Source organism: Arthrobacter sp. MYb214 (assembly GCF_002979865.1).
GTDB lineage: Bacteria > Actinomycetota > Actinomycetes > Actinomycetales > Micrococcaceae > Glutamicibacter.
The window spans coordinates 383,394-406,420 of record NZ_PCPZ01000002.1; the positions used below are offsets into that span (position 1 = coordinate 383,394).

23 protein-coding genes and 1 riboswitch are annotated in these 23,027 nt (G+C 62.2%); of the genes, 11 read left to right on the forward strand and 12 right to left on the reverse strand.

Going from position 1 to position 23,027, the window contains the following annotated elements:
* Positions 1–6: 6 nt before the first annotated feature.
* Both CQ012_RS07475 and CQ012_RS07480 read right to left on the reverse strand, forming a co-directional pair.
* Entirely contained in the window at positions 7–915 is a 909-nt protein-coding gene (locus CQ012_RS07475) for a phosphotransferase family protein (protein ID WP_105657192.1), read from the reverse strand.
* Complete coding sequence (locus CQ012_RS07480) at positions 908–1,753, reverse strand: phosphotransferase family protein (protein WP_105657193.1); 846 nt, start codon at positions 1,751–1,753, stop codon at positions 908–910. Before CQ012_RS07480 ends, CQ012_RS07475 begins: the two co-directional genes overlap by 8 nt.
* A gap of 96 nt (positions 1,754–1,849) precedes the next feature.
* Here CQ012_RS07480 and CQ012_RS07485 point away from each other — a divergent pair, with 96 nt between their 5' ends.
* Positions 1,850–2,632 (forward strand): CPBP family intramembrane glutamic endopeptidase, encoded by a 783-nt coding sequence (locus tag CQ012_RS07485; protein WP_105661774.1) that lies wholly within the window; start codon positions 1,850–1,852, stop codon positions 2,630–2,632.
* A gap of 18 nt (positions 2,633–2,650) precedes the next feature.
* Complete coding sequence (locus CQ012_RS07490; RefSeq protein WP_105657195.1) at positions 2,651–3,067, forward strand: GNAT family acetyltransferase; 417 nt, start codon at positions 2,651–2,653, stop codon at positions 3,065–3,067.
* A gap of 61 nt (positions 3,068–3,128) precedes the next feature.
* Here the strand turns inward: CQ012_RS07490 and CQ012_RS07495 are convergent, their stop codons facing one another.
* Complete coding sequence (locus CQ012_RS07495) at positions 3,129–3,773, reverse strand: VOC family protein (protein ID WP_105661775.1); 645 nt, start codon at positions 3,771–3,773, stop codon at positions 3,129–3,131.
* A gap of 172 nt (positions 3,774–3,945) precedes the next feature.
* Positions 3,946–4,065: riboswitch (SAM riboswitch) on the forward strand.
* Between the two features lie 91 nt (positions 4,066–4,156).
* Between CQ012_RS07495 and CQ012_RS07500 the strand changes: the two genes are divergently transcribed.
* Positions 4,157–5,500 carry a bifunctional o-acetylhomoserine/o-acetylserine sulfhydrylase gene (locus CQ012_RS07500; protein ID WP_105661776.1) on the forward strand — a complete coding sequence of 448 codons (1,344 nt, stop codon included), beginning with the start codon at positions 4,157–4,159 and terminating at the stop codon, positions 5,498–5,500.
* Between the two features lie 2 nt (positions 5,501–5,502).
* Positions 5,503–6,648 carry a homoserine O-acetyltransferase MetX gene (gene metX, locus CQ012_RS07505; RefSeq protein WP_105661777.1) on the forward strand — a complete coding sequence of 382 codons (1,146 nt, stop codon included), beginning with the start codon at positions 5,503–5,505 and terminating at the stop codon, positions 6,646–6,648.
* Positions 6,649–6,730: 82 nt separating this feature from the next.
* Here metX and CQ012_RS07510 read toward each other — a convergent pair whose 3' ends face one another.
* Positions 6,731–7,588, reverse strand: a complete 858-nt coding sequence (locus CQ012_RS07510) for an SGNH/GDSL hydrolase family protein (RefSeq protein ID WP_402472421.1) — start codon at positions 7,586–7,588, stop codon at positions 6,731–6,733.
* A gap of 68 nt (positions 7,589–7,656) precedes the next feature.
* A complete protein-coding gene (locus CQ012_RS07515) occupies positions 7,657–8,055 on the reverse strand; it encodes an SHOCT domain-containing protein (RefSeq protein WP_105661778.1) in 399 nt (132 codons plus the stop codon).
* A 357-nt stretch (positions 8,056–8,412) separates the two neighbouring features.
* Here CQ012_RS07515 and CQ012_RS07525 point away from each other — a divergent pair, with 357 nt between their 5' ends.
* Positions 8,413–9,063 (forward strand): alpha/beta hydrolase, encoded by a 651-nt coding sequence (locus tag CQ012_RS07525; RefSeq protein WP_105661780.1) that lies wholly within the window; start codon positions 8,413–8,415, stop codon positions 9,061–9,063.
* Here the strand turns inward: CQ012_RS07525 and CQ012_RS07530 are convergent, their stop codons facing one another.
* Positions 9,064–9,294: an RNA-binding S4 domain-containing protein gene (locus CQ012_RS07530; protein ID WP_181148825.1), complete on the reverse strand. Its 231-nt coding sequence runs from the start codon at positions 9,292–9,294 to the stop codon at positions 9,064–9,066.
* A 180-nt stretch (positions 9,295–9,474) separates the two neighbouring features.
* On the opposite strand from CQ012_RS07530, the gene CQ012_RS07535 reads away from it, so the two are divergent.
* From CQ012_RS07535 to chrA, 4 genes are all read left to right on the forward strand, one after another.
* Entirely contained in the window at positions 9,475–10,860 is a 1,386-nt protein-coding gene (locus CQ012_RS07535; RefSeq protein WP_105657203.1) for a glycine--tRNA ligase, read from the forward strand.
* 6 nt (positions 10,861–10,866) lie between these two features.
* Entirely contained in the window at positions 10,867–11,796 is a 930-nt protein-coding gene (locus tag CQ012_RS07540; protein WP_105661781.1) for a GNAT family N-acetyltransferase, read from the forward strand.
* 79 nt (positions 11,797–11,875) lie between these two features.
* On the forward strand, positions 11,876–12,889 hold the full coding sequence (locus tag CQ012_RS07545) for a DMT family transporter (RefSeq protein ID WP_353616144.1): 1,014 nt from the start codon (positions 11,876–11,878) through the stop codon (positions 12,887–12,889).
* Positions 12,890–12,946: 57 nt separating this feature from the next.
* Positions 12,947–14,152: a chromate efflux transporter gene (gene chrA / locus CQ012_RS07550; RefSeq protein ID WP_105661782.1), complete on the forward strand. Its 1,206-nt coding sequence runs from the start codon at positions 12,947–12,949 to the stop codon at positions 14,150–14,152.
* A 78-nt stretch (positions 14,153–14,230) separates the two neighbouring features.
* Here the strand turns inward: chrA and CQ012_RS07555 are convergent, their stop codons facing one another.
* The 6 genes from CQ012_RS07555 to CQ012_RS07580 all read right to left on the reverse strand — a co-directional run bounded on the left by CQ012_RS07555 (position 14,231) and on the right by CQ012_RS07580 (position 20,375).
* Complete coding sequence (locus tag CQ012_RS07555; protein WP_105661783.1) at positions 14,231–15,199, reverse strand: ABC transporter substrate-binding protein; 969 nt, start codon at positions 15,197–15,199, stop codon at positions 14,231–14,233.
* Positions 15,200–15,212: 13 nt separating this feature from the next.
* Positions 15,213–16,013, reverse strand: a complete 801-nt coding sequence (locus CQ012_RS07560) for an ABC transporter ATP-binding protein (protein ID WP_105657206.1) — start codon at positions 16,011–16,013, stop codon at positions 15,213–15,215.
* Positions 16,010–17,056, reverse strand: a complete 1,047-nt coding sequence (locus CQ012_RS07565; protein WP_102598151.1) for a FecCD family ABC transporter permease — start codon at positions 17,054–17,056, stop codon at positions 16,010–16,012. Before CQ012_RS07565 ends, CQ012_RS07560 begins: the two co-directional genes overlap by 4 nt.
* Positions 17,053–18,129 carry a FecCD family ABC transporter permease gene (locus CQ012_RS07570; protein WP_105657208.1) on the reverse strand — a complete coding sequence of 359 codons (1,077 nt, stop codon included), beginning with the start codon at positions 18,127–18,129 and terminating at the stop codon, positions 17,053–17,055. The genes CQ012_RS07565 and CQ012_RS07570 overlap by 4 nt, the downstream gene beginning before the upstream one ends.
* Before the next feature lie 135 nt (positions 18,130–18,264).
* Positions 18,265–19,911: a DUF5671 domain-containing protein gene (locus tag CQ012_RS07575; RefSeq protein WP_105661784.1), complete on the reverse strand. Its 1,647-nt coding sequence runs from the start codon at positions 19,909–19,911 to the stop codon at positions 18,265–18,267.
* The gene (locus tag CQ012_RS07580) at positions 19,911–20,375 is read right to left on the reverse strand and encodes a hypothetical protein (protein WP_134780863.1); all 465 of its coding nucleotides are present in this window, start codon (positions 20,373–20,375) and stop codon (positions 19,911–19,913) included. The genes CQ012_RS07575 and CQ012_RS07580 overlap by 1 nt, the downstream gene beginning before the upstream one ends.
* Positions 20,376–20,478: 103 nt before the next feature.
* On the opposite strand from CQ012_RS07580, the gene dusB reads away from it, so the two are divergent.
* Both dusB and CQ012_RS07590 read left to right on the forward strand, forming a co-directional pair.
* Positions 20,479–21,663, forward strand: coding sequence for a tRNA dihydrouridine synthase DusB (gene dusB / locus CQ012_RS07585; protein ID WP_105657211.1), 1,185 nt, complete (start codon positions 20,479–20,481; stop codon positions 21,661–21,663).
* 77 nt (positions 21,664–21,740) lie between these two features.
* Positions 21,741–23,024 carry a deoxyguanosinetriphosphate triphosphohydrolase gene (locus CQ012_RS07590; RefSeq protein ID WP_105657212.1) on the forward strand — a complete coding sequence of 428 codons (1,284 nt, stop codon included), beginning with the start codon at positions 21,741–21,743 and terminating at the stop codon, positions 23,022–23,024.
* The last annotated feature ends 3 nt before the right edge of the window (positions 23,025–23,027 follow it).

Here is a 23,027-nt window from a genome sequence, read left to right on the forward strand (position 1 = left end):
CACAGGTCAAAGCGAGGAGCCCAGGTTTTCAAGCAACGCCCGGCTTCGCGCGAGGAAGAGCTGTTCACGATTGCTATTGGGAGCCACGGAGTTGAATACCCCGGCGAGCATCACCGCAGCATCCAGCCTCAGCACAGTCCACGCTGCCGAAGTGTCGTCGAAACTGCCGCCATTTCCGGTGTATGCAGTACGCAAGCGCTCGCTGTCCAAACCGTTTTCGGCAATGGCAGCGTATTCCTCGATGCGTGCCAGTTCCATCTCCGGGGCAGCGCAGAGGGCATTACTCCAATCGAATATGGCCAGGGGCATTCCAGCCAGAACACGAACGTTCTGCCTACGGATATCCAGATGCAACAGGCTGCGCCGGTGCAAGGATCTTTCGAGAAGAGCACGCAACACGTCGGCCGATGGCAAGGCTGGCATCGCATGCTGGCGGGCTAGCTTCGCGTAGCGGTCAGCGATGCGCTGGGCAACCGTCGCATAAATTGTGCCGGCCTGGCTGCCTTCCTCGTCGAAAGCGAGCGGCGGAAGTTCGTGCAAAGAAGCCAGCAACGAGCCCAATGCGTGAGCGTCCACTGGTGAGCCGTCATCTTCGATGACTTCGGTGATCAACACCGGGTACCCGTCTTGATCTACGAGATCAATTGCCCGTGCGCTGGGCAACCCATGTTGTTGAGCCCAGATGCTGCAGTTCAATTCCTTGATCTGAAGGCTGCTGGCCGGAATCTGCGGATTGTTGCTGGTGTTGTAGACCCGCATTCGAGGGATGCGGTAGCCCTCGTAGCGGGTCCCGCGCAGCGAGCTGTAGAAAAGGAATTCGGTGCCTTCCCCGGTTAGTGCCAGCTCGCGTGCGCCACGGCGGGCGGCTAGCCTGGCAGCGACCTGATGGGGCTCGAGAATATGCGTCCTAGCCATTGATTGACTGCGCAGCGGTGAGGATGCGCGGACCAATCTTGCGCATGAGCTTGCCCATTTTCGGGTTGTCGGTGCGCGAGAGCGTATCCGATAGCCGTTCAAGACTCATCAGGCCCAACCAGATTTTGGCCCGGTATGCTTCCTCTGCGCTGGGAGCAATCAAATCCGCCATTTCCAATCCATGCCACAGGCTCAGGTAAGCGGTGTTCAAAGCCGGGTCCCACGCAGCGGCCAGGTCCCAATCCAAGATGCCAACCAGTTTCTCGCCGATCCAGTGCATGTTGTGGCCGGCCAAGTCGCCATGGACTAAGCCCGCAGGAACCTGTGCCAGGATATCGAGCTGGGCCCAGAGCTCGGTAGCAGGCCCTCGCAGTTCCTCGGGCAGCGCATCGAAGCATTGCTGCTGCCTGGCCTGGGTCCATTCGCCACGGAATGAAAACGGTTTGGCCAGATGCTCGCTGATCGGCTCCAGCGGCAGCTCGGCCAAATCCTTGACCAGCTGTCCCAGCACCTTCGGATCCCCGTAATGCGGTTCATGGGCGCTGCCGGGGATGAAAGACATGGCCACGGAGCTGAGTCCGTCGACGTGCAGGATCTCGGAGACCGCCACCGGAATCTGGTAGTTGAGCTGGCCCTCCAGCAAAGACAGCAGCTTGACGGAACGGGGCATCTGCTCCGTGGCCGCTGGCGTGCGCGCCATGCGAATCACCGCTTGCGGATTGCCAATGACCACCTTGTGGAATTGTCCGCCTTCGTTCACGGCCGCATCTTCCCAGGAAAGATCGGGGCAGAGCTGACGGGCAATCTGCAGTTCTCCAATGGTGGCAGGACGGCTCACTCGCACTCTTCTCGTTCAGCTTGCTGGTGGTCTCAACCTCAGGCTATCGCAGGTTTGCCACGTGGCTGCTCAGTACGCGCACAGCCAGATCAGCCTATGATCGGAAACGTGAACGCTGAACAATCTAAGCAGACAGCAACCCGCAAGACCCTCAAATTCGAGATCGTCTTGGTTCTTGCCCTGTCTTTGGGACAAAGCGCGGTCTACTCGCTGCTGAGCTTTGCCGACAAGGTCACCCGGGCGCCGCTGCGCGAGCAGACTACATCGTTGAACAACCCGCAGAGCACCCGCGAGTTCTTTGATTTCTCCTACCAGCTGCTGGACATCTTCTTTGCCTTGGTACCCGTCGTGCTGGCGCTCTACCTGATGAAGCGCACGACCGGACGAACCATCCGGGACATCGGTTTCGATATGCGCAAGCCGGGCAAGGACGCACTGCTCGGGGCGGGGATGTTCTTGGCCATGGGAGTAGGAACGCTGGGCGTCTATGCCGCTGGGCGGGCACTGGGCGTCACCACGGCACTGTCAGCAGCGAATCTTGGCGATTATTGGTGGAGCGTCCCAGTGCTTCTGCTGTCGGCTGCACGTCATGCAGTCCTCGAAGAAGTGCTGATGCTCGGATTCCTGTTCATCTACGCCAAGAAATTGGAGCTGGGCCTGTGGAGCACCATTATTGGTTCTGCGATGATCCGAGGCAGCTACCACCTGTACCAGGGGGTGGGGCCGATGATCGGCAATATGCTCATGGGCGTCGTCTTCGGCTGGGTATACCAGAAGTACGGGCGGGTGATGCCGCTGGTTATCGCGCACTTCCTGCTTGATGCCATCGGCTTCGTGGGATACGCCTTGGTCGGGCCGGCCATCGGAATCGGCCAGTAGCGCCGGTAAGCTGAGCCAATGCAGATTACCGTGCTGCGCGAGGAGGACCTTCGCCAAGCAGTTGAATTGTGGGAAGCAACTGGGCTGACTCGTCCGTGGAATGATGCGCTCGCCGACGCCCGACGGGCTTTGGCCGAGCCTACTTCCACGGTGCTGTCAATCGTTGAGAACGATCAACTCATGGCTACTGCGATGGTTGGCCATGATGGCCACCGAGGTTGGCTCTACTATGTTGCGGTGGATCCGTGCCGGCAGGGCAACGGCCTGGGAAGGGCGCTGGTGGATGCCGCTGTCCTGTGGCTGCGGGATCTCGGCGTGCCCAAGGTGCAGCTCATGGTCCGCGAGGAGAACTCTGCCGTCATCGATTTCTATGAACGGCGGGGCTTCGAAGACCAGCACGTCGCGGTCCTGGGGAAGCGGCTGGACCGGCCTTAAGGAAAAGAAAGTAGGTGGGGACGCCATTGTCCCCGCCTACTTGCGATCTCTGCGGAACTGTTTACAGCACCACGGTTCCGGACTCGGTCTCAAAGGTAACCGACATGATGCCCGGAGTGCCATTCGGCGCTTCATATTGCATGGTGACAGCGCCCAAATTGACGTTCTGCGGCTGGCCCAGCCAATCCAGCACCCGTTCACGCGAGCCGGCGATGGAGATCTGGCTGATGGCGCCGGCAGGTTCCAGCGCCTTGGACGGATGCAGCTCCTCGGATCCTTCATCCCAGGAAATCAGGTACGGGCACTGCGGATCGGCGATCAGGCCCTTGATGCCAATCTGCTGCCAGGTCAGTTCGCGGCCATCAGGGAACTTCCGGTTGCCCGGCACCGACTTGCGGCCCAAGCGCTCCTCGGCACTGGATAGATCCTCCACCGAGACGCACCAGCCCATCCAGCCGCCGCCGAGCTCCGAACGGGCGCGAACCGCCTGTCCGAAGGGTGCCTTGTCGCTGGCCGGGTGGTTCAGGACTTCAACCACCTCCAGGTACTGGCCATGCTTGAGCGGGAAGATGACATTGCGTGTTCCGAATCGTGGATGCACGCCGCCCTTGACGAATTCCAGTCCAAGGGACTCGGAGATTCTTTCAGCGGTTGGCAACAGCCCGTCTGGGCCGCATGCATAACTTACGTGATCTAGCCTCATCATGTGCCCATCATGGCAACATGTGATGCGAGTCTCTACTTAGGCACACCTAAGTGCCGTGATGCTATCGAATACTCTGCGATGAACCTGCAATATTCGCGAAATATGACCGATTGAGTCCAATGACGAGCCCTTGCGTTGCAAAGATCTTCGGTTTTCGGGCAAACTGGTACCAGGTCATGAGTCCCAGTAACAAGCCCCGGCTTACTGGGCGGCAACCCTCCAACCGCGGTGGGGTGCCCCGGGTGAAGACCTGGCCCTTGAACGCACAAGGCATCAAGGACAAGCGCGGGTTACCCCTGGAAGTCGTCACGATATGGTGCTTCCTGTCGGTGTCTTTTCAGTGGCGTACCCCCATAGTCATGAAACGCTATTTGGAGGAAACCATGAGCAATAACTGGTCATTTGAAACCCGTCAGATCCACTCCGGCCAGACCCCGGATCCGACGACCGGAGCACGGGCTCTCCCGATTTTCCAAACCACCTCTTTCGTCTTCCCCAGCGCCCAGAGCGCTGCTGCACGTTTCGCGCTGCAGGAACTGGAGCCGATCTACACCCGTATCGGCAACCCGACCACCGACGCGGTGGAAACCCGCATCGCTGACCTGGAGGGCGGCGTTGGAGCACTGCTGCTCTCTTCGGGACAGGCTGCCACCACTTTCGCCATCTTAAATTTGGCCGAAGCCGGCGACCACCTGGTGGCCAGCCCCAGCCTGTATGGCGGAACCCAGAACCTGCTCAAGCACACGCTCAAGCGCCTGGGCATCGAGGTCACCTTCGTTTCGGACCCGGACAACCTGGATGATTGGCGTGCCGCGGTGCGTCCGAACACCAAGGCCTTCTTCGGGGAAACCATCTCCAATCCGCGACAGGACGTCCTGGACATCGAGGGCATCTCGGCGATCGCCCACGAAGCTGGCGTGCCGCTGCTGGTGGACAACACCCTGGCCACCCCGTACCTGATCCGCCCGATCGAGTGGGGCGCGGATATCGTGATCCATTCGGCCACCAAGTTCCTTGGCGGCCACGGCAATGCCATTGCCGGTGTCATCGTGGACTCGGGCAACTTCGACTTCGCCAAGGACGCCGACCGCTTCCCGGGCTTCAACACCCCGGACGAGTCCTACAACGGCCTGGTCTTCGCCCGCGACCTGGGTGTCAACGGCATCCTGGGCGCCAATCTGGCCTACATCCTCAAGGCCCGCGTGCAGTTGCTGCGCGATTTGGGTTCCTCGGTTGCGCCGTTCAACGCGTTCTTGATCGCGCAGGGCCTGGAAACCTTGTCGCTGCGCATTGAGCGCCACGGCCAGAATGCCGTAGAAGTTGCCAATTGGCTCGAATCCCGCGAGGAAGTGCAGAAGGTCGCCTACGCAGGCCTGAAGTCCTCGCCTTGGCATGAGCGTGCGCAGAAGTACAGCGATCAGGGCGCCGGCTCGATCATCGCGTTCGAACTGGAGGGCGGTTCGGAAGCCGGCCAGGCCTTCGTGGACGCACTGGTATTGCACTCCAATGTCGCGAACATCGGCGACGTGCGCTCATTGGTCATCCACCCGGCCTCCACCACCCATGCCCAGCTCTCCGAAGCTGAGCAGGTTGCGGCCGGCGTGAGCCCGGGACTGGTGCGGCTGAGCGTCGGACTGGAGAATATCAAGGATATTCTGGCCGATCTGGAACTGGGCTTCCAAGCTGTTGCAGCCCTCGAGAACAAGGAACTGCAGGAAACCCTCTAGGCATGGCATCCATTGTGACTACTGAAGATACTCTGCGCGCCGAAGAGCTCGCTGGCGGGCAAGACGGCATTTTGCGCCGTAAGTCCGTGGGGGAGCACCACTTCGAATTCGGTGGATTCCTTGCGGACGTGGTGCTGGCCTATGAAACGTGGGGGACGCTAGCAGCTGATGGCTCCAACGCGGTGCTGGTGATGCATGCGCTCACCGGTGACGCCCACGTTGCGCAAGGCGATTCGCAAAGCGCCGGCTGGTGGGAAGAACTCGTAGGCCCCGGCGCCACGGTTGACACCAATGAGTACTTTGTCGTGTCCATCAACATGGTGGGTGGTTGCAATGGTTCCACCGGCCCCTCGTCCTTGGGCGACCAGGGCCTGCCCTACGGTTCGAGCTTTCCCTTCGTCACCATCAAGGACTCGGTGCGCCTTGAAGCTCGGCTGGCCAAGCAACTGGGAATTGATTCCTGGCATGCGGTCATTGGCGGTTCGATGGGCGGTGCGCGCGCGTTGGAATACGCCGTCGAGTTCCCCGACCAGGTCAAGAATCTCGTAGTGATGGCCTCGAGCGCGCAGGCGACTGCCGAGCAAATTGCCTTTGCACAGGTGCAAACCCAATCCATCCGGTTGGATCCGCACTTCTGCAATGGCGACTACTACGGCAACGATGCGCGCCCGGACGCCGGTCTTGGCTTGGCTCGCCGCCTGGCCCACATCACCTATCGTTCCGAAGCCGAGCTTGAAACCCGTTTCTCGCGCAACCCGCAGGATGGCGAGAAGCCAACGGGTCTGCTCGAGGGGCCTCGCGGGCGGTACCAGGTGGAAAGCTATCTTGACCATCAGGCCAGCAAGCTGGTGAATCGGTTCGATGCCAACAGCTACCTGGTGCTCACCGAGGCGCTGATGAGCCATGATGTGGCTCGCGGCCATGAATCCCTGGAAGCCGCCTTGGCGCGACTGGCGAAGGTCAACGTGGTGGTTGCCGCGGTAACCACTGACCGGTTGTACTTTCCTGAGCAGTCAGTGAAGCTGGCTTCGTCGCTGGCCAAGCCAAAACCGGTGCACTACATTGATTCGCCGATTGGCCACGATGGATTCCTGACCGATGCCACGCAGCTCGATGGCGTGCTTCGGACCTTGGTGTTCGGAGACTGAGCCCCGGAAGGGGCTCGGGAAGATTTCAAAGCCTGAAGCAGTTCCGCCAGTAATCGGTGGAACTGCTTCAGGCTTTTCGTGCCTACTTGGCGCTGTCGCCGGCGCCGAGCGAGTCGTTTGGCTTGGTCTGCGCAAACGGCGTGGCCGAGGGCCGTTTCGGGGTGATGCCGTCGCCGGAGGACTGGTGGCGCAGGCGGCGCAATACCCAGGGAGCAAGATGCTCACGCGCCCACTGCAGATCCTCCTTGCGGGCTTCCCTCCAGCTGCGTTCATCCACGGCCGGAACGATTTCGGTGTCCAGCGGATGCGCGACGTTCAGCGAGTCCAGTGCCATGGCGGCAATGCGCTGGTGCCCGGCGGGGGAGAAGTGCAGGCGATCCGGTGCCCACATCTGGGATTGGTGCAACTCCTGCAAGGCCCACATGTCCGCCACGATGGCGTCGTGGCGGGCGGCTACGGTGCGCACGTTTTCGTTGTAGATCGCCACCTTGCCTCGGATGCTTCCCAAAACCGGGGTATCGCGAATATCGGGCCCGGTGAAGAGCAAGAGCGTGGCGCCCGTATCGGTGAGCTTGGCTACCGCATTGTCGAGGATATCTGCAATCTTGTCTGGATCCCCGCCCGGGCGCAGGACGTCGTTGCCGCCTGCGCAGAGCGAGATCAGATCGGGCTTCAGGTCAATGCAGGGATCGAGCTGTTCGGCAACGATCTGGCCAATCAGCCGGCCTCGAATGGCGAGATTGGCATACGAGAAGTCCGGGACGGTGCGGCTGAGCTCATGGGCCAAGCGGTCGGCCCAGCCAAGGTGGCGGCCGGTGCTCGACGGGTCGGGGTCGCCGATGCCCTCGGTGAACGAGTCCCCAATGGCGACATAGCGGCGCCACGGATGCAGTGGGGCATTGGCGGATGTTGATGGTTCAGAAGCAGAATCGTTTGGCACGAATCTATTGTTACCAAAGGGTAACTTATAGTCAATCATTCCCGAGGATGATTCCATGAGCCGCCGTGCTAGTCGCTCAAAGCGTCCCGGCGCGCCTGAAAGTACTCGTCGCGGGTAATGATTCCTCGCGAGTGCAGGGAATCGAGTTCGGCAAGCTTGTCCTCAAGGGATTTTTCCGGCGCCAGCATAGCTGAATTAGCGGCTCTTGCCATCAGTTCGGTTTCCAGGGTCAGCGGATCAAAACCGGCGCTCTTGGCTTTGCGGTAATTGCGCACCGCTACGAAGATGATCAATCCGATAACGGCGATAAAGAGCATGGCGAACAGGGGAGTGCCGACTGAAAATACGGTGTCCACGTTATCGAATAGGGACGAAGCGCTTCCCGGGTCCGGTTCGATGTACCCGAAACTATCGAGATCCTCTTGCAGCTGCCCCGGAATATTTTCGCTGTATTCAATTTCGTCCATGGCGCCTATTCCTAACGCTGTCGCTGTCGCTGTCGCTGTCGCTGTCGCCGTCTCGTCCGGCGAGAGCGGCGTTCCGGAGGACCGTGAGGCCCTTGGTCCAGTTGAACACGAAAAACTTGAAAAGCTAGGCAATTTTTTGAAGATTTATAATCTTGTAACATGTCAACTGGATTTCCAGGCCTTGGAAGACCATGGTTCCAGGATAGTGCCGGCCAACGCCTTCAGGAGATTCGACGGTGATTACGGGGAAGTTCTGCTGCACCCGGGCGCTGCCATCGCCGGTGGCCGGGGACTTGATGGAATCGGGCCGCGGAAGCGCTGAGCTAGCGAGGTCCTGTTCGATAGTCTTGGGGAACTATGACTATCCCGGACCAGGCTCCAGTGGCCATCATCTCCCGTAACGACGAATCCCGCCTTGGAACTCCGCTGCTGGTGTTCCTGCACGGCTACGGCTCGAATGAACAAGACCTCATGGGGCTCTCGCAGCATCTGCCCGAAGAGTTCACTTACCTCTCGGTGCGCGCACCGCTGCAAGCAGGCCCGGGGTACAGCTGGTTCCCGCTGACCCAGGAAATCGACTACTCCATCGAGTCGGTGGCACGCAGCGTCGAAGCGCTATGGGCATTGCTGGAACCGCTGGTAAAGCAGCACTCCTCGATCACCCTGCTCGGTTTCTCCCAGGGCATGGCCATGGCGACTTCATTGGCACGCTACCAGCCCGATTCCATTGAAGCCGTCGTCGGGCTCTCGGGCTTCGCCGTGGATCCCGGGCCCTTGGATATATTCGACGACGCGAAGCTGGCAGAAAAGCCGCTGCCGCTGTTCTGGGGCCGCGATCTGGCTGACCCGGTGATCACCCGGGACAAGATCGAATACACCCTGGGATGGGCCCCGGGGCACACCGAATTGGCCAGCGAAACCTACCGGCAGATTGGCCACTCGGTGTGCATGGAAGAACTGCAGGATGTTTCCGAGTTCCTCAACAGGGTCGTCCTGGGGAAAAGCTGACTACTGCTGCGCGGTGACCTTCACGCATTCACCATTCACGCACACCACGTCGCCGGGGCGGATCTGCGCCCCGCGACGGGTGTCCACCTCTCCATTGACGGTGACGATTCCGTCGGAAATCATTTCCTTGGCGTGGATGCCATCCTCGGCCAGGGAGGCAAGCTTGAGCAACTGGCCCAAGCGGATGGACTCGTCGCGGATTTCTAGGTCAAAAGCTTCGTTGGCACTCATGGCTTCCATTCTTCCCTAAATAAGCGCGCTGCATCGTTAGAATCGGCCAAAGGCGTGGAAGTTCACGTCGGCGTTACCTGATTCGGCTTCGTCTGCAGGCCGCGGAAACGATACCCTTGGAAGGTATGTATTTTTCTACGGACCGCAACCAGCGGCCTCGTAATTCCCATTGGAGTTGATATGGCGCCACAGTCCAAGCTAGACCAGGTTATTTCCCTCGCAAAGCGTCGAGGATTCGTTTTCCAGGCTGGTGAAATCTACGGTGGTTCCCGTTCGGCATGGGATTACGGTCCCCTGGGCACCGAACTGAAGGAAAACATCAAGCGCGAGTGGTGGCAGAACTTCGTTCGCGGCCGCGAGGACATGGTTGGCCTGGACTCGTCGATCATCTTGCCCAAGGCTGTCTGGGAAGCATCGGGCCACGTGGCCACTTTCACCGACCCGCTGGTCGAATGCATCCAGTGCCACAAGCGCCACCGCCAGGACCACCTGATCGAGGCTTTCGAGGCCAAGAAGGGCCGTGCGGCCAAGGACGGGATGAGCGAGATCGCCTGCCCTGACTGCGGCACCAAGGGCCAGTTCACCGAGCCGCAGATGTTCTCCGGCCTGATGAAGACCTTCCTGGGCCCAGTGGATACCGAAGCCGGCCTGGCCTACATGCGTCCGGAGACCGCCCAGGGCATCTTCGTGAACTTCGCCAACGTGCTCACCGCCTCGCGCAAGAAGCCGCCATTCGGCATCGGCCAGATCGGCAAGGCTTTCCGCAACGAAATCACCCCGGGCAACTTCATCTTCCGCACCCGCGAGTTCGAGCAGATGGAAATCGAGTTCTTCACCGCTCCGGAAGATGCCCCCGCTTTCTTCGACCAGTGGGTCAAGGATTGCTGGGCATGGTTCCTGGATCTGGGCATCAAGGAAGAGAACCTGCGCCAGTTCGACGTGCCAGAAGACGAGCGCGCGCACTACTCGGCCGGCACCATCGACTTCGAGTACCGCTTCGGCTTCCAGGGTTCGGAGTGGGGCGAGCTCATGGGCGTTGCCAACCGCACCGACTACGACCTGTCCAGCCATGCGAAGGCTTCGGGCTCCGAGCTGTCCTACTTCAACCAGGCCACCGGTGAGCGCTACACCCCCTACGTGATCGAGCCTTCCTTCGGCCTGACCCGTTCCATGATGGCTTTCCTGGTCGATGCCTACACCGAGGACGAAGCACCGAACACCAAGGGCGGCGTGGACAAGCGCACCGTGCTCAAGCTCGATCCGCGCCTGGCTCCGGTCAAGGCCGCGGTGCTGCCGCTGAGCCGCAATGAGAACCTTTCCCCGAAGGCCAAGGACCTGGCTGCCGAGCTGCGCAAGCGCTGGAACATCGACTTCGATGACGCCGGTGCCATTGGCCGCCGCTACCGCCGCCAGGATGAGATCGGCACCCCGTTCTGCATCACCGTGGACTTCGACACCCTCGAGGACCAGGCCGTGACCATCCGCGAACGCGACACCATGTCCCAGGAACGTGTTTCCCTGGACCAGGTCACCGCTTACCTTTCCGAGCGCCTGAACGGAGCCTAGAGCCCGATGAACGAACTGGAATTCCGCCTGTGGCGCTCCGGGGACGACCTCCAGCTGCTGCAGATCTTCGGCGATCCGCGTTCCCCGCAGGCCCACCAGGACCGCACCATGCTGCGCGAAAACAGCGATGCACCGTTCTCCCGCACGCTGGTAGCCACCGTTGACCAGGTGGCTATCGGCGCCGGCGTGGTGTTCGCTTCCTCGCTGCATCCGCAGCGCCTGTGGCTCTATGTCGAGGTAGCCGCCGAGCAGCGCCGGTCCGGCGTTGGCACCGCCCTGGTGGAACAGCTGCGCAAGCAGATTCCGGCCGGCCAGGCGCAGGAGCTCAAGGCCCGCTACACGGTGACCGCGGGCGATCCTGCTGCCGCGGCGGCTGGCTTCTGCCAGTCGCTGGGCCTGGGAGAAATCCAGGTCTCGCGCGATGTCATCCTGGAGCCGGGGGCTCTGGCTGAACCGGTTTTCGACACCAATGACCGGGTGATCGAGGACCTGTCCACCGGCAGTGTCGAGCTGACCCAGCTGGTGATGGATTTCTACAACGCGGTGCACACCGATTGGGACCCAGCCAAGATGACCGTGGGCTCGGCGCAGCGCATGCTGCTCGACGAGCACACCGGCGCGCAGGGCGCCCTGGTGCTGCGCGACAAGCCGAAGCGCGAGGGCGGTGTTCCGCTGGCTTTCGCGGTCAGCTACGTGCCCGCCCGCGAGAACGCCCCGACCGACGTGCTGGTAGGCCACAACCCGGCCTTCAGCGATGACGAAGTGGCAGAAGCGGTGCGCGACATGGTCGCCATGCTGATCCACCAGTACCCGGTGAAGCTGGAAGTCGACTCGTCGATGTTCATCCTCTCCTCGCTGATTGATGCGTTGGCCGTGGTTGACCAGGCCACCGTCATATCCACGACGCATATCCTCGCCAGCGACGCGGCGAAGTAATGCCAGCAAGAGCGGGACCCGCCTGGCGGGTCCCGTTTTTGCCATTCTGCACCAGCCTCCACTTCTTGAAAGAACTCCGTTGACCACCAGCACCACCATGACCTCGCAGGTCCGCTCCGGCGGAAAGATCCTGTTCATCCTGCTTGCCATCGCTTCGGGCCTGCTGCTGTGCGTGCAGTCTCGCATCAACGGGGCGCTGGGCGCGAAGCTGGGGGACGCCATCGCGGCATCAACCATCAGCTTCGGTGTCGGTTTGGCGGCATTGGTACTGCTGGCCATCTTTGTTCCCGCGGTGCGCGGCTCGGTGGCGCAAGTGCCGCGCGCCTTGGCCCAGGGCCGTTTCCCGCGCTGGTACCTGGTGGCCGGCGCGGTAGGTGCCCTGATTGTCTTCAGCCAGGCCGCCGCGGTGCCGCTCATTGGGGTGGCGCTGTTCACCGTCTGCCTTGTGACCGGCCAGGCAATCGGTTCCATGTTCATGGACCGGGTGGGCTTTGGCGGGGCCGCGCCGCGCAAGATCAATGCCTTGCGCATCCTCGGCGTGGTGCTGACCATTATCGGCGTGGTTTGGGCGGTCAGTCCGCGCGGAGCCGACGCCGATCTTGCCGCGTTGCTCCTGCCAATGGCGCTTTCGGCAGCCGTCGGCATGCTCATGGGCTTCCAGGCAGCTGCCAACGGCGCGCAAGCGGCGGCTTATGGCGGCGCCACGGCGGCGACCCTGGTGAACTTTGCCGTCGGGTTCGTGGTCCTGGCGATGGTGATGCTGGTGCGGTTGCCTGCCGGCATCGGCCTGGACCCGCTGCCAGGCACCTGGTGGTACTACATCGGCGGACTGCTCGGTTGCCTGTTCGTCGGCATCACCGCCCTGGTGGTCAAGCGGCTCGGAGTGCTGGTCACCAGCCTCGCGGCCGTTGGCGGCCAGCTGGTGGGCTCGCTGCTCCTGGACGTTTTCTTCCCGGCTCCCGGTTCGTCCGTCACCGCCGCAACTGTCATGGGTACCTTGCTGACACTGCTCGCTGTTGGCCTGGCCTCGATCTCAGGAGCGCGGAACGCGAAGAGCGCCAGCACCCGAATCCCGGTGGCATCACGCAATTAGCGTGGCGCGCTATCGCTGTTTACCTTCCGTTTTCCTCCACGACTTATGCTGGAATCCATGGAATCACAGCGCATGGCACAGGGCTCGGCCAGGGAAGTCTTCAAGGTCTTCCTGAAGCTCGGCTTGACCTCTTTTGGCGGTCCCATCGCCCACTTGGGATACTTCCGCACCGAACTGGTTGATCGCCGCCGCTGGCTCGATGACCAGCAGTACGCCCAACTGGTCGCATTGAGCCAGTTCCTGCCGGGCCCGGCATCCAGCCAGGTCGGTTTCGGCTTGGGATTGCACCGGGCCGGAATGCGCGGTGCCCTGGCGGCATTCCTGGCATTCACCCTGCCCTCTGCGGTGGTGATGGCGGTCTTCGCCTTCGGCGCTTCGCTGTTCAGCGGTCCCATCGGTACCGGGCTGCTGGCCGGCCTGAAAATCGTTGCGGTCGCCATCATCGCCCACGCGGTACTGGGCATGGCAAGGAACCTGGCTCCGGATCGTGCCCGTGCCGCCATTGCGGTTGTCGCCGCCGGATCGGCGCTGCTTTTGGCCGGAAGCTTCGGGCAGGTCCTGGCCATTGCCTTCGGCGCATTGGCAGGATATTTCTGGTGCCGCGGCAAGGATGCCGGAGCAGCGGCGGCTATGCAGTTTCCGGTATCAAGGACCGTGGGCATCAGCTGCCTGTCGCTGTTCGCCATCCTGCTTTTCGGGTTGCCGGTGGCAGCCCTTGCAACGGGCTGGGATCTGCTGGGCTTCATCGATGCGTTCTACCGCTCCGGCGCCCTGGTCTTTGGCGGCGGGCACGTGGTCCTGCCGCTGCTCCAAAGCGCAGTCGTGGATCCCGGGCTGATCAGTTCCCAAGAATTCCTCGCCGGCTACGGCGCGGCCCAGGCCATGCCCGGACCGCTCTTCACCTTCGCCGCGTACCTTGGCGTCCTCGTCGACTCGGGTCCCGGCGGCGCTGCCGGAGCGCTCATCGCCTTGCTTGCCATTTTCCTTCCGGGCTTCCTGCTGCTGCTCGGCGTGCTGCCGTTCTGGAACCGGGTGAGCCACTGGCCTGCCGCCAGGGCCATCATGCATGGCGCCAACGCGGCAGTGGTCGGGGTGCTCGCCGCCGCACTGTACAACCCGGTCTTCACCTCGGCGATTACTTCGGCTCCCGCTTTCGTCCTGGCCTTGCTCTGCTTTGTTTTGCTGACCGCCTGGAAGATGGCCCCATGGATTGTCGTGGCCATCGGTGCGCTCGGGGGAGTGCTGCTGGGCGTGCTGGCTTAGGCAGGCTCGGTGAGCTGCTGGGGCCGGCACCCCGTTGCGCCTCGTGGCGCCCGGGTACCGGACCTCGGCGCAATGCCCCTAGTTCAGGCTCTTGGCTGTGTTGAGCACTGCGATCAGCTCGTCGAACCATTGCGCATAGCTGCTGTAGGTGAACGGACGCTTATCATCCCATTCGACCACCTGGCTGGCCTCTACCGCTGGCAAAGACGCGAAGACGGGATGGTCCTTGACCTGCTGCGCGGTGCCCGAATAGCTCAGCACCACATCGGCAGGGTAATCGGCAACCTTCTCCCAGCTCATTGAAGCCCAGCCGCTGTCCTCGGTCTGGCCGACAATATCGAATCCGAGTTCATCCAGCAGGGCCAGCTGGCCCAGTGATTTCTGGCCGACGTACAGGTCGTCATACCCATTGAGCGCGATGATCCGCAACGGCTGGTCCTTGGCCAAGGCACGCAACTGTTCAAGTTTGGCTTGGTAGTCGGCCTTGGCGGCGGACTGCGACGCAATATCCCCACCCAATGACTTGGCCAATGATTCATAGTCCTCGATGACCTCCAGAACAGGCCGGTTGCCAAATTTGATGCCCAGGAATGGAGCCGTGGCAGTGGCCTCTGCCTGGACCTTGTCATCCCACCAGGTCCAGCCCGTGCCTTCGGCATTGCCGAAGCCCACGATCAGATCCGGGTCGAGGCCAAGCAACTTCTCCAGGCTGAACTCTCCGTCCTGGCCGATGATGGTCATCTCTGCTGGATCCGCACTGCCAAGGGCCAGGCTGCCCGACTCGTCCAAACCGTATCCGAAGACGCCCGAGGGGCGGATGCCGTAGTCCCAGAGTGCCGCAGCCGAATAGGAATCGGTGACCAGCGTTTGCGGTGTGGCATCCATGGAGATGGTTTTTCCATAGCCGGAATCGGTGAAGCTCCACGCTGCGCTGGCTTCGCCGCTTGAAGGGGAAGCGGCCTGGGTGCTCGGGCTGCAGGCGGCCAGGGCCAGGGCTGCGGCCAGCGAAGCTGCGCCGAAAAAGACGCGTCGGGTCATTGGTTGCATGTTCTTTTCCTTCTTAGATGGCCTCGTGGCCCAGCGGGATCACGAGTGGTGTGTGCGAGACGGGATCCTGGATGATGGTGCAGGGCAAGGCGAAAACTTCGCGGATCAGTTCCTCGGTGACAATCTGCGAGGGAGGTCCTGCGGCGACGATCTCACCGGATTTCATCGCGATCAGGTGCGTGGCGTAGCGGCACGCTTGGTTCAAGTCATGGAGCACCGCAACCACCGTATTGCCCTGTTGCTCGTTGAGCCTGCGGCACAGTTCCATGATTTCGATCTGGTGGGAGATGTCCAAGAAGGTGGTCGGTTCATCGAGCAGCAGCAAAGGAGTCTGCTGGGCCAGTACCATAGCGATCCAGACGCGTTGGCGTTGCCCGCCGGATAGTTCGTCGACCAGCCGCCGGGAGAGCCCGGTGGTGCCTGTGGCGTGCATGGCGCTGAGCACTGCTTGCTCGTCCGCGGCAGACCATTGGGAGAACAAGCCTTGGTGCGGGCTGCGGCCGCGGGCGATCAGATCCGCAACGGTGATGCCATCCGGGGCGATGGAGGACTGCGGCAGCAGCCCCAGCCGCTGGGCCACCTGCTTGGCTGGCAGGGACAGGATCGGTTTGCCATCCAGGATGACCTGGCCGGAGGAAGGCTTCAGCACCCTGGACAGGGCGCGCAGCAAGGTCGATTTACCGCAGGCGTTGGGTCCAATGACGACCGTAAACGAGCCCGGGGGGATGGATAGCGAGAGGTTTTCGGAGATGGCCGATGGCCCGTAGCCCAAGGTGAGCCGGTCGGCGGATAGCTGCGGATGGGTCATGCTCATTGGCGTCGTGCCTCACGAAGTAGTAGCCAGATCAGGTAGACCCCGCCGATGCTGACGGTGACTACGCCAACCGGCAGGGAAGTGTTCTCCAAAACGCGCTGGGCCAGCACATCGCTGGCCAGCAGCAGCACGGCGCCGAGCAATGCCGAGTAAGCCAACGACACGCCTGCGCTGCCCATGATCCGGCGCGCGATTTGCGGAGCAGCTAGCGAGATGAAGGCGATGGGGCCTGCCGCCGCGGTGGCCAGGGCAGTCAACGCCACCCCGATCACCAGCAAGGACAGCTTGCTGGATTCGGTGTTGATGCCCAGCGCCACAGCAGCGTCATCGCCCAATTCCAGCAGGCGCATCCTGCGCGTGCAGGCCATGGCGCCCAGCGCGAGAGGCAACGCGACCGCTGCGGCCGGTATGGCCTGGTCCCAGCCGATGGCATTCAGCGAGCCGGCACCCCAGATGGCCGCGGACATGGCGTCCTCCAGCTCGCTGCGCAAGATCAGCCAGGTGTTGGCCGAAGCGAGGATCGCGCTGACCGCGATCCCGACGATGATCAGCCGGAATCCCTCAGAGCCGTTCTTAAAGGACAAGGCATACACCACGGCCGCGGTGGCCAAGCCACCAGCCAATGCACCGAGTGCCACCTGGAAATACCCGCCGCCGAAGACCAGCATGACGGCCAGCGCACCGGTATAGGCACCGGTATTGAATCCGATAATGTCTGGAGAACCCAGGGGATTGCGGGTCATGGATTGGAAAATTGCCCCGCTGGCGCCTAGCGCTGCGCCCAATAGCAGTGCCATCAGAACGCGGGGCAGCCGCCATTGCAGCACCACCCGCTGGCTGCTGGCCTCCCCGGCTCCAGCCAGGGTATTGAGCACTTCGCCCAAGCCCAGCGTGTAGTCGCCAGTGGCCAACGCGTAGAGGCCCAGGGCGGCCGCCAACACCGAGAGGAGTGCGGCGAGAAGCAGCTGACGTGGTTGCACGCGCAACCAGATGCGTCCAATGCGCAGTACCCGGTGGCCCGGGCCAAAATCCACAGCACTCATAGTCCGCTAGCCTGCTTGCGCCGAACCAGCCAAATCAGCACCGGAGCGCCAAGCAAGGCCGTGACGACCCCCACCTGCATTTCGCCGGGCGGGACAACGATGCGGCCGAGCACATCGGAAACGAGCAACAGCACCGGGCCGAGGATCATCGAGAAACACAGGATCCATCGCTGATCCGGTCCGACGATCCAACGGCTGATATGCGGGATCATCAAGCCCACGAAGCCGATCGGGCCGGCGGCGGCGGTCGCTGCGCCGCAGAGCAGGGTGACCGCCACAATCACCACTGCGCGGGTCAGGCCGATATTGGTACCCAGCGCGAGGCTGGCCTCATCGCCCAAGGCCAATGTGTTCAGCGAGCGGGTGCACAGCACCGCCAAGACCAGCCCCAGGATAACGAAAGGGGCGATGACGCCCACCATGGGCAGGGTGCGGTTGTTCAAGGTTCCCGCGCCCCAATAGCGCATGCGGTCAAAAGCCTCGGGGTTGAGCAGGGTCATCCCGTTGGAAATTCCTCCCAGCACGGCGCCCAGTGCGACGCCGGACAAGGTCAGCCTGGCCGGTGTCGCTCCACCGCGGCCACGCGATCCAATGAGGTATACCGCGAGGGTGGCCAGCACGGCTCCGGCGAAGGCGAACCAGATGTACTGGGAAATGTGGGTGATGCCGAGGAACGCCACAGCGAGCACGACGGCGAATCCGGCGCCCGCATTGACCCCGAGGATACCGGGATCTGCCAGCGGATTGCGGGTCAGTGCCTGAATCAATGCGCCGCCAACAGCCAGGGACATTCCTGCCAGGAGCCCAATCGCGGTGCGCGGCAGGCGCAGCTCGTTGATGATCACCAGTGTTTCGGGTGTGCCAATTCCCCATAGCGCCTGCCCGGCAGCCAGCGGCGCAATCGCCTTTGCTCCAATGCCCAAAGACGCGAAGAGGGCGACTGCGAGCAAGCCGAGGCAGAGGGCCAACGCCGCTGACTTCCAAGCATTGCTGGCGGCCAATCCTGCTGATCCATGGGCGGCTTTGGCTTGATCGGACTTGTTGGCGGGCTGATGCGGCGCAAGGAGGGTCATGCGACTTTCCGTAATTAGGGAACACTCACTGAATCGCGAGCACAAAAAGTCACACTACCATGATGTTTTTAGTTTAGGGCAAAATAAGTCACAATAGACGCACCTATTTACAAATTGGTGCTGAATGCGTTCCGACTAGGCGAGATTGATAAAACGCACCGACCCGTCAGCTTCGGCAAGAACCATGAAGGAATCATGATGAGTTGCCAGGTATTCCTCGATGCGCGCCAGCACCGACACCTCGGCCCGGTCGTCCAATGCAGGGCCGGACGAAGCCATCCACGTCACCGCTAGCTCCGGGCGCGCTTTGAGCTGAGCCGCCATCGGCTCGGAAGCCGCCGGGCCAACGATTACCACTGCTCGACGTGTTATCGCCCCCTGAGAGGCAATGGATTCTCCGGAAGAACCGGCTCTGGAATCCTTATCCGAACGCCACAGCGCAAAGTGGTAGCCGGCCACGGCAGCGGTCGCAACCAGCCAGCCCAGCGGGCCGCGAACGGTGTCCAGGAGGGAATCAAGACGAGAATCGGGTTCCAGGTAGAACTCGAAAATCCGGTACCCGAAGACCAGCAGGGAAACCAGCGCGACGACGGAACTGGCTCCGAAGAACAGGACCAAATAGGCGCTGCGCGAGTCTGCCGGGAAGGGCTTCCAGGGCTTGAAGTACCAAAGCCATGCGGCGGCTCCGAAGGCGAGCAAGCCGAGACCATGGCCCAGCAAACCCGCGGAGTAGCCCACCGAGACGCTGGACCCGAGTGCTGCGAAGAGCGCATTGACCACCATGCCCAGCCCGGTAGCCAGCACGGCCAGGCTGACACCGCTCAGCGCCAGGTGCGCTGCGCCAACCACGGAGGCAGGGTGCAGCCCGGAACGCAGCTGGGACTGGTGGTAAATCCAGAGAACCGCGGCCGCCACAATGATGGCCAGCAGGCTTGGACCGCCGTCGAGGAACAGCTCGGTGCGTTCCTGCGCCGTCCATGCCTGCGGCCACACCCAGGAAACCAGCTCGGCGATCGCCAGCAGGAACGCCAACGCCGGTGCGGCCAGGCCCAATACAACCAGCAGGACGCTGTTCAGGAGATTGGACATCTTCTGGACTCTGCGCAGTTTCCAATGCCAGAACCACAGGGCCGAGGAACCTGCCAGCCAGACCAGCGCCATCAGCAGATTCGGCATGCCGGTGGGGCCCACCAGGGTGTTTTCCGGCACGACCAGGATTTCCAACGCGACCGTCAGCGTGGCAATCAGCGAAAGCGCGAAGAGCACCATGCTGAAGTAATTTCCCGCGGTGGCCGCCAGCTGGGCGAATTGCCGCGGTGCCGTACGCGGTGAAGTGATTTGGCGGTGCTGCCAGGCGCACACCGTGCCCCAGCCCAAGGCCACCGCCAGCGTCGACTGCCATGCACCGTCGCGGGCTGCGGAAACAAGTCCCGCCAGGAACGCCAGCGCGGCGCAGCTGCTGGCAGCCAGGGTGGCAAGGTACGCGGCCGAGGCCTGCAAGGACCAGATGGCTGAGTCGAAGGCCGACGGCCGGGCCAAGCGCTTGCGGATGGAACGCCACAACAGCCAGGCCAAGGGGATTCCAACCAGGGTGAAGGTGAAGGCCATCGCCAGCTGCTCGGTGCTGACCAGCAAGGAATCGAAACCATGGAAGAGCGCGGTAAAGAGCGTAGACAAGCCCGTAGCCGAGACCATCAACAGCACGAACAGCAAGCCGTGGAGGATCACTGGACGCAGCACGCTGCTGCTTTGCACGTGGAACGCCGGGGCGGTTGCGGCCATCAGTAACCCATCTCCTCGGCGGTGCACAGGCCGACCTGCCACGGCATGCGGTCAATCAGCCAGGCTCCATCGATCTTGCGCAGCTCGAACGCCTCTTCATATGAGGACAGATTCCCCAAGGGCAGGAATTGGGCGTCGCGGGTATTGAACCTGGTGCGCACGGTAGCGCTGGACTCCCCGACGGTGCTGCGCAGCAGCTGCACATCAAGCGGCTGCGGGGCATAGGGTTCGGGAGAGCACAGCGTCCTGGATTGGCCTTCAACGGTGTAGCCCTGCATGGCCGGCAAATCCTCGGCCTCGAAAGCCATCAGATATCTTTGCACGACCCCTTCCGGAGTGTTCTCCCCGTGGACCTCTGGTGCCGAGCGCAGCGAAACCACGAGCAATGCGGCTATAACCAAAGCCACAATGGCGGCGGCAAGGGCCAGCAGAACCACCCGCGCCGCCGAAAATTTACTTGTCATTGCATCATTTTGGTCCACATCAGGACAATAATCCAGCGCCTCGGAATCAAGATTTGATGAAGATCTCAGTTACTGTTTTGCGTTCGTGCGGGATAATGGATGGGTGACGACCCTGACTGATGCGCCAACCAACACCCCGACCCTCAAGCTGCCTCCATTGCAGCTGGGCAAGCTGACCATTGATACCCCGGTGGTTCTTGCTCCGATGGCTGGGGTGACCAACCGCGCCTTCCGCCGCCTCTGCCGCGAATATGGCGGCGGGCTGTACGTGACCGAAATGGTGACCGCCCGGGCACTGGTGGAACGCAACCCCGAATCCTTGCGCATCATCTCCCACGATCCCGACGAGGAGATCCGCTCCATCCAGATCTACGGCGTGGACCCCGGCACCGTGCGCGCTGCCGTGCGCATGGTGGTTGACGAAAACCTGGCGGACCACGTTGACCTGAACTTCGGCTGCCCAGTTCCAAAAGTCACCCGCAAGGGCGGCGGCTCGGCCCTGCCCTGGAAATCGGATCTCTACACCTCCATCATCGAAGCCGCGACTTCAGAGGCCGCCAAGGGCGATATCCCGCTGACCGTGAAGATGCGCATCGGCATCGACAAGGACCACCTGACCTACCTGGAATCAGCGAAAATTGCCCGGGACCACGGTGCGGCCGCAGTCACCTTGCATGCGCGCACCGCCGGTCAGTACTACGCGGGGCACTCCGACTGGGACGCGATCACCACCCTGCGCGAAGCCATGGATGACATGCCGGTGCTGGGCAACGGCGATATCTTCAGTGCCGAGGATGCCATTGAAATGGTTGAGCAGACCGGTGCCGCCGGCGTCATGGTAGGCCGTGGCTGCCAGGGCCGGCCATGGATTTTCGGCGACCTGCAGGCGGCCTTCGAGGGCCGTGAAGACCGTTTCCGCCCGGGCGTGCGCAAGGTCGCCGACACCGTATACCGCCATGGCGAACTGCTGGCCGAATTCTTCGAGGACGAGGGCAAGGGCATGCGCGATATCCGCAAGCACATTGCCTGGTACTTCAAGGGCTACCCGGTAGGCGGCGAAATCCGCTCGCAGCTGGCCCAGGTGCCATCCCTGGCAGTGCTGCGCGAACTGCTGGACCAGCTGGATCTGGACCTGCCGTACCCGGGGGTTGCCGCAGAAGGCACCCGCGGACGTGCGGGCCACCCGAAGAAGACGCACGTCCCCGACGGCTGGCTGGATAACCGCGTGATGAGCGATGCCCACCGCGAAATGATCAAGGCCGCCGAGCTGGATATCTCCGGCGGCTAGCCACCCCGGGATAGCCACGGCTACGCCACTAGTGGATAACTCCTCAATGCCGGCAAAGAGTTACTAGACTAGGAACTATGACTCAGATCCCCGGATATACCGAAGCCGACCAGCAGCGGTGGGTGCCTGAACCAGCGAAGAAGTCCTACCGTACTGCCTTTGAGCGGGACCGTGCCCGCGTGCTGCATTCCTCCGCCTTGCGCCGTTTGAGCGCCAAGACCCAGGTAGTGGCACCGAACCAGAATGACTTCGTGCGCAACCGGCTCACCCACTCATTGGAAGTGGCCCAGGTGGGCCGCGAGCTCGGTGCGGCCCTTGGCTGCGATCCGGATGTCGTCGACACCGCCTGCTTGGCGCACGACCTGGGTCATCCGCCCTTTGGCCACAACGGCGAGAAGGCGCTGGACAAGGCAGCCAAGGACATTGGCGGATTCGAGGGCAATGCCCAGACCTTGCGTTTGCTCACTCGCTTGGAAACCAAGACCTTCCGGCACAACGGGCATTCGGCCGGGTTGAATCTTTCGCGGGCCTCGCTGGATGCAGCGTGCAAGTACCCGTGGCTCAAAACCGATGCGCCAGAGGTCAACGGCAAGAAAACCAAGAAGTTCGGTGTCTACGAGGATGACGCCACCGTCTTCAACTGGTTGCGCAATGTCCCGGAAGCCACCGCCGGAGCAGTCTGCATGGAAGGCCAGGTCATGGACTTGGCTGATGACATTTCCTACTCGGTCCATGACGTGGAAGACGCAATTGTCGGCGGCAAGCTGCAACTGCGTTGGCTCAAGCAGGATCTGCAGCGCGAGCGCGCGTTGCAGGTGACCAAGGACTGGTACTTGCCGACCACTGGGGAGGCCGACATCGACGCGGCGTTGCGCCGCCTGGAAATCAGCGATGAGTGGGTTTCGCATTTTGACGGCTCACGGCGTTCCATGGCGGCGCTGAAGGACATGACCAGCCAATTCATTGGCCGCTTCGCCGCCGCCGCAATGGATGCCACCCGGGCACGCTTCGGGGAAGGCAAGCTCACCCGCTATAACGCGAACCTGATTGTGCCCGAGGAAACCGAGCACGAGATTGCCGTGATGAAGGGCATCGCGGCCAGCTACGTGATGGCTTCGGAAGTGCGCCAGCCGCTCTACCTGGATCAGCGCACGCTGCTGACCGAGCTGGTCGAACTGCTCTGTGAAACGGGCCGGGATAATCTGGAGCCGATCTTCGCAGCTGACTGGGAAGACGCCGCTGATGAAGCGGCCCAGCTGCGTGTGGTGATTGACCAGGTCGCCTCGCTCACTGACGTCTCAGCCACCGAATGGCACTCGTATCTGGTCAAGGGCGAAGCCCCTGACGCAAAGTTGTTCTAGAAG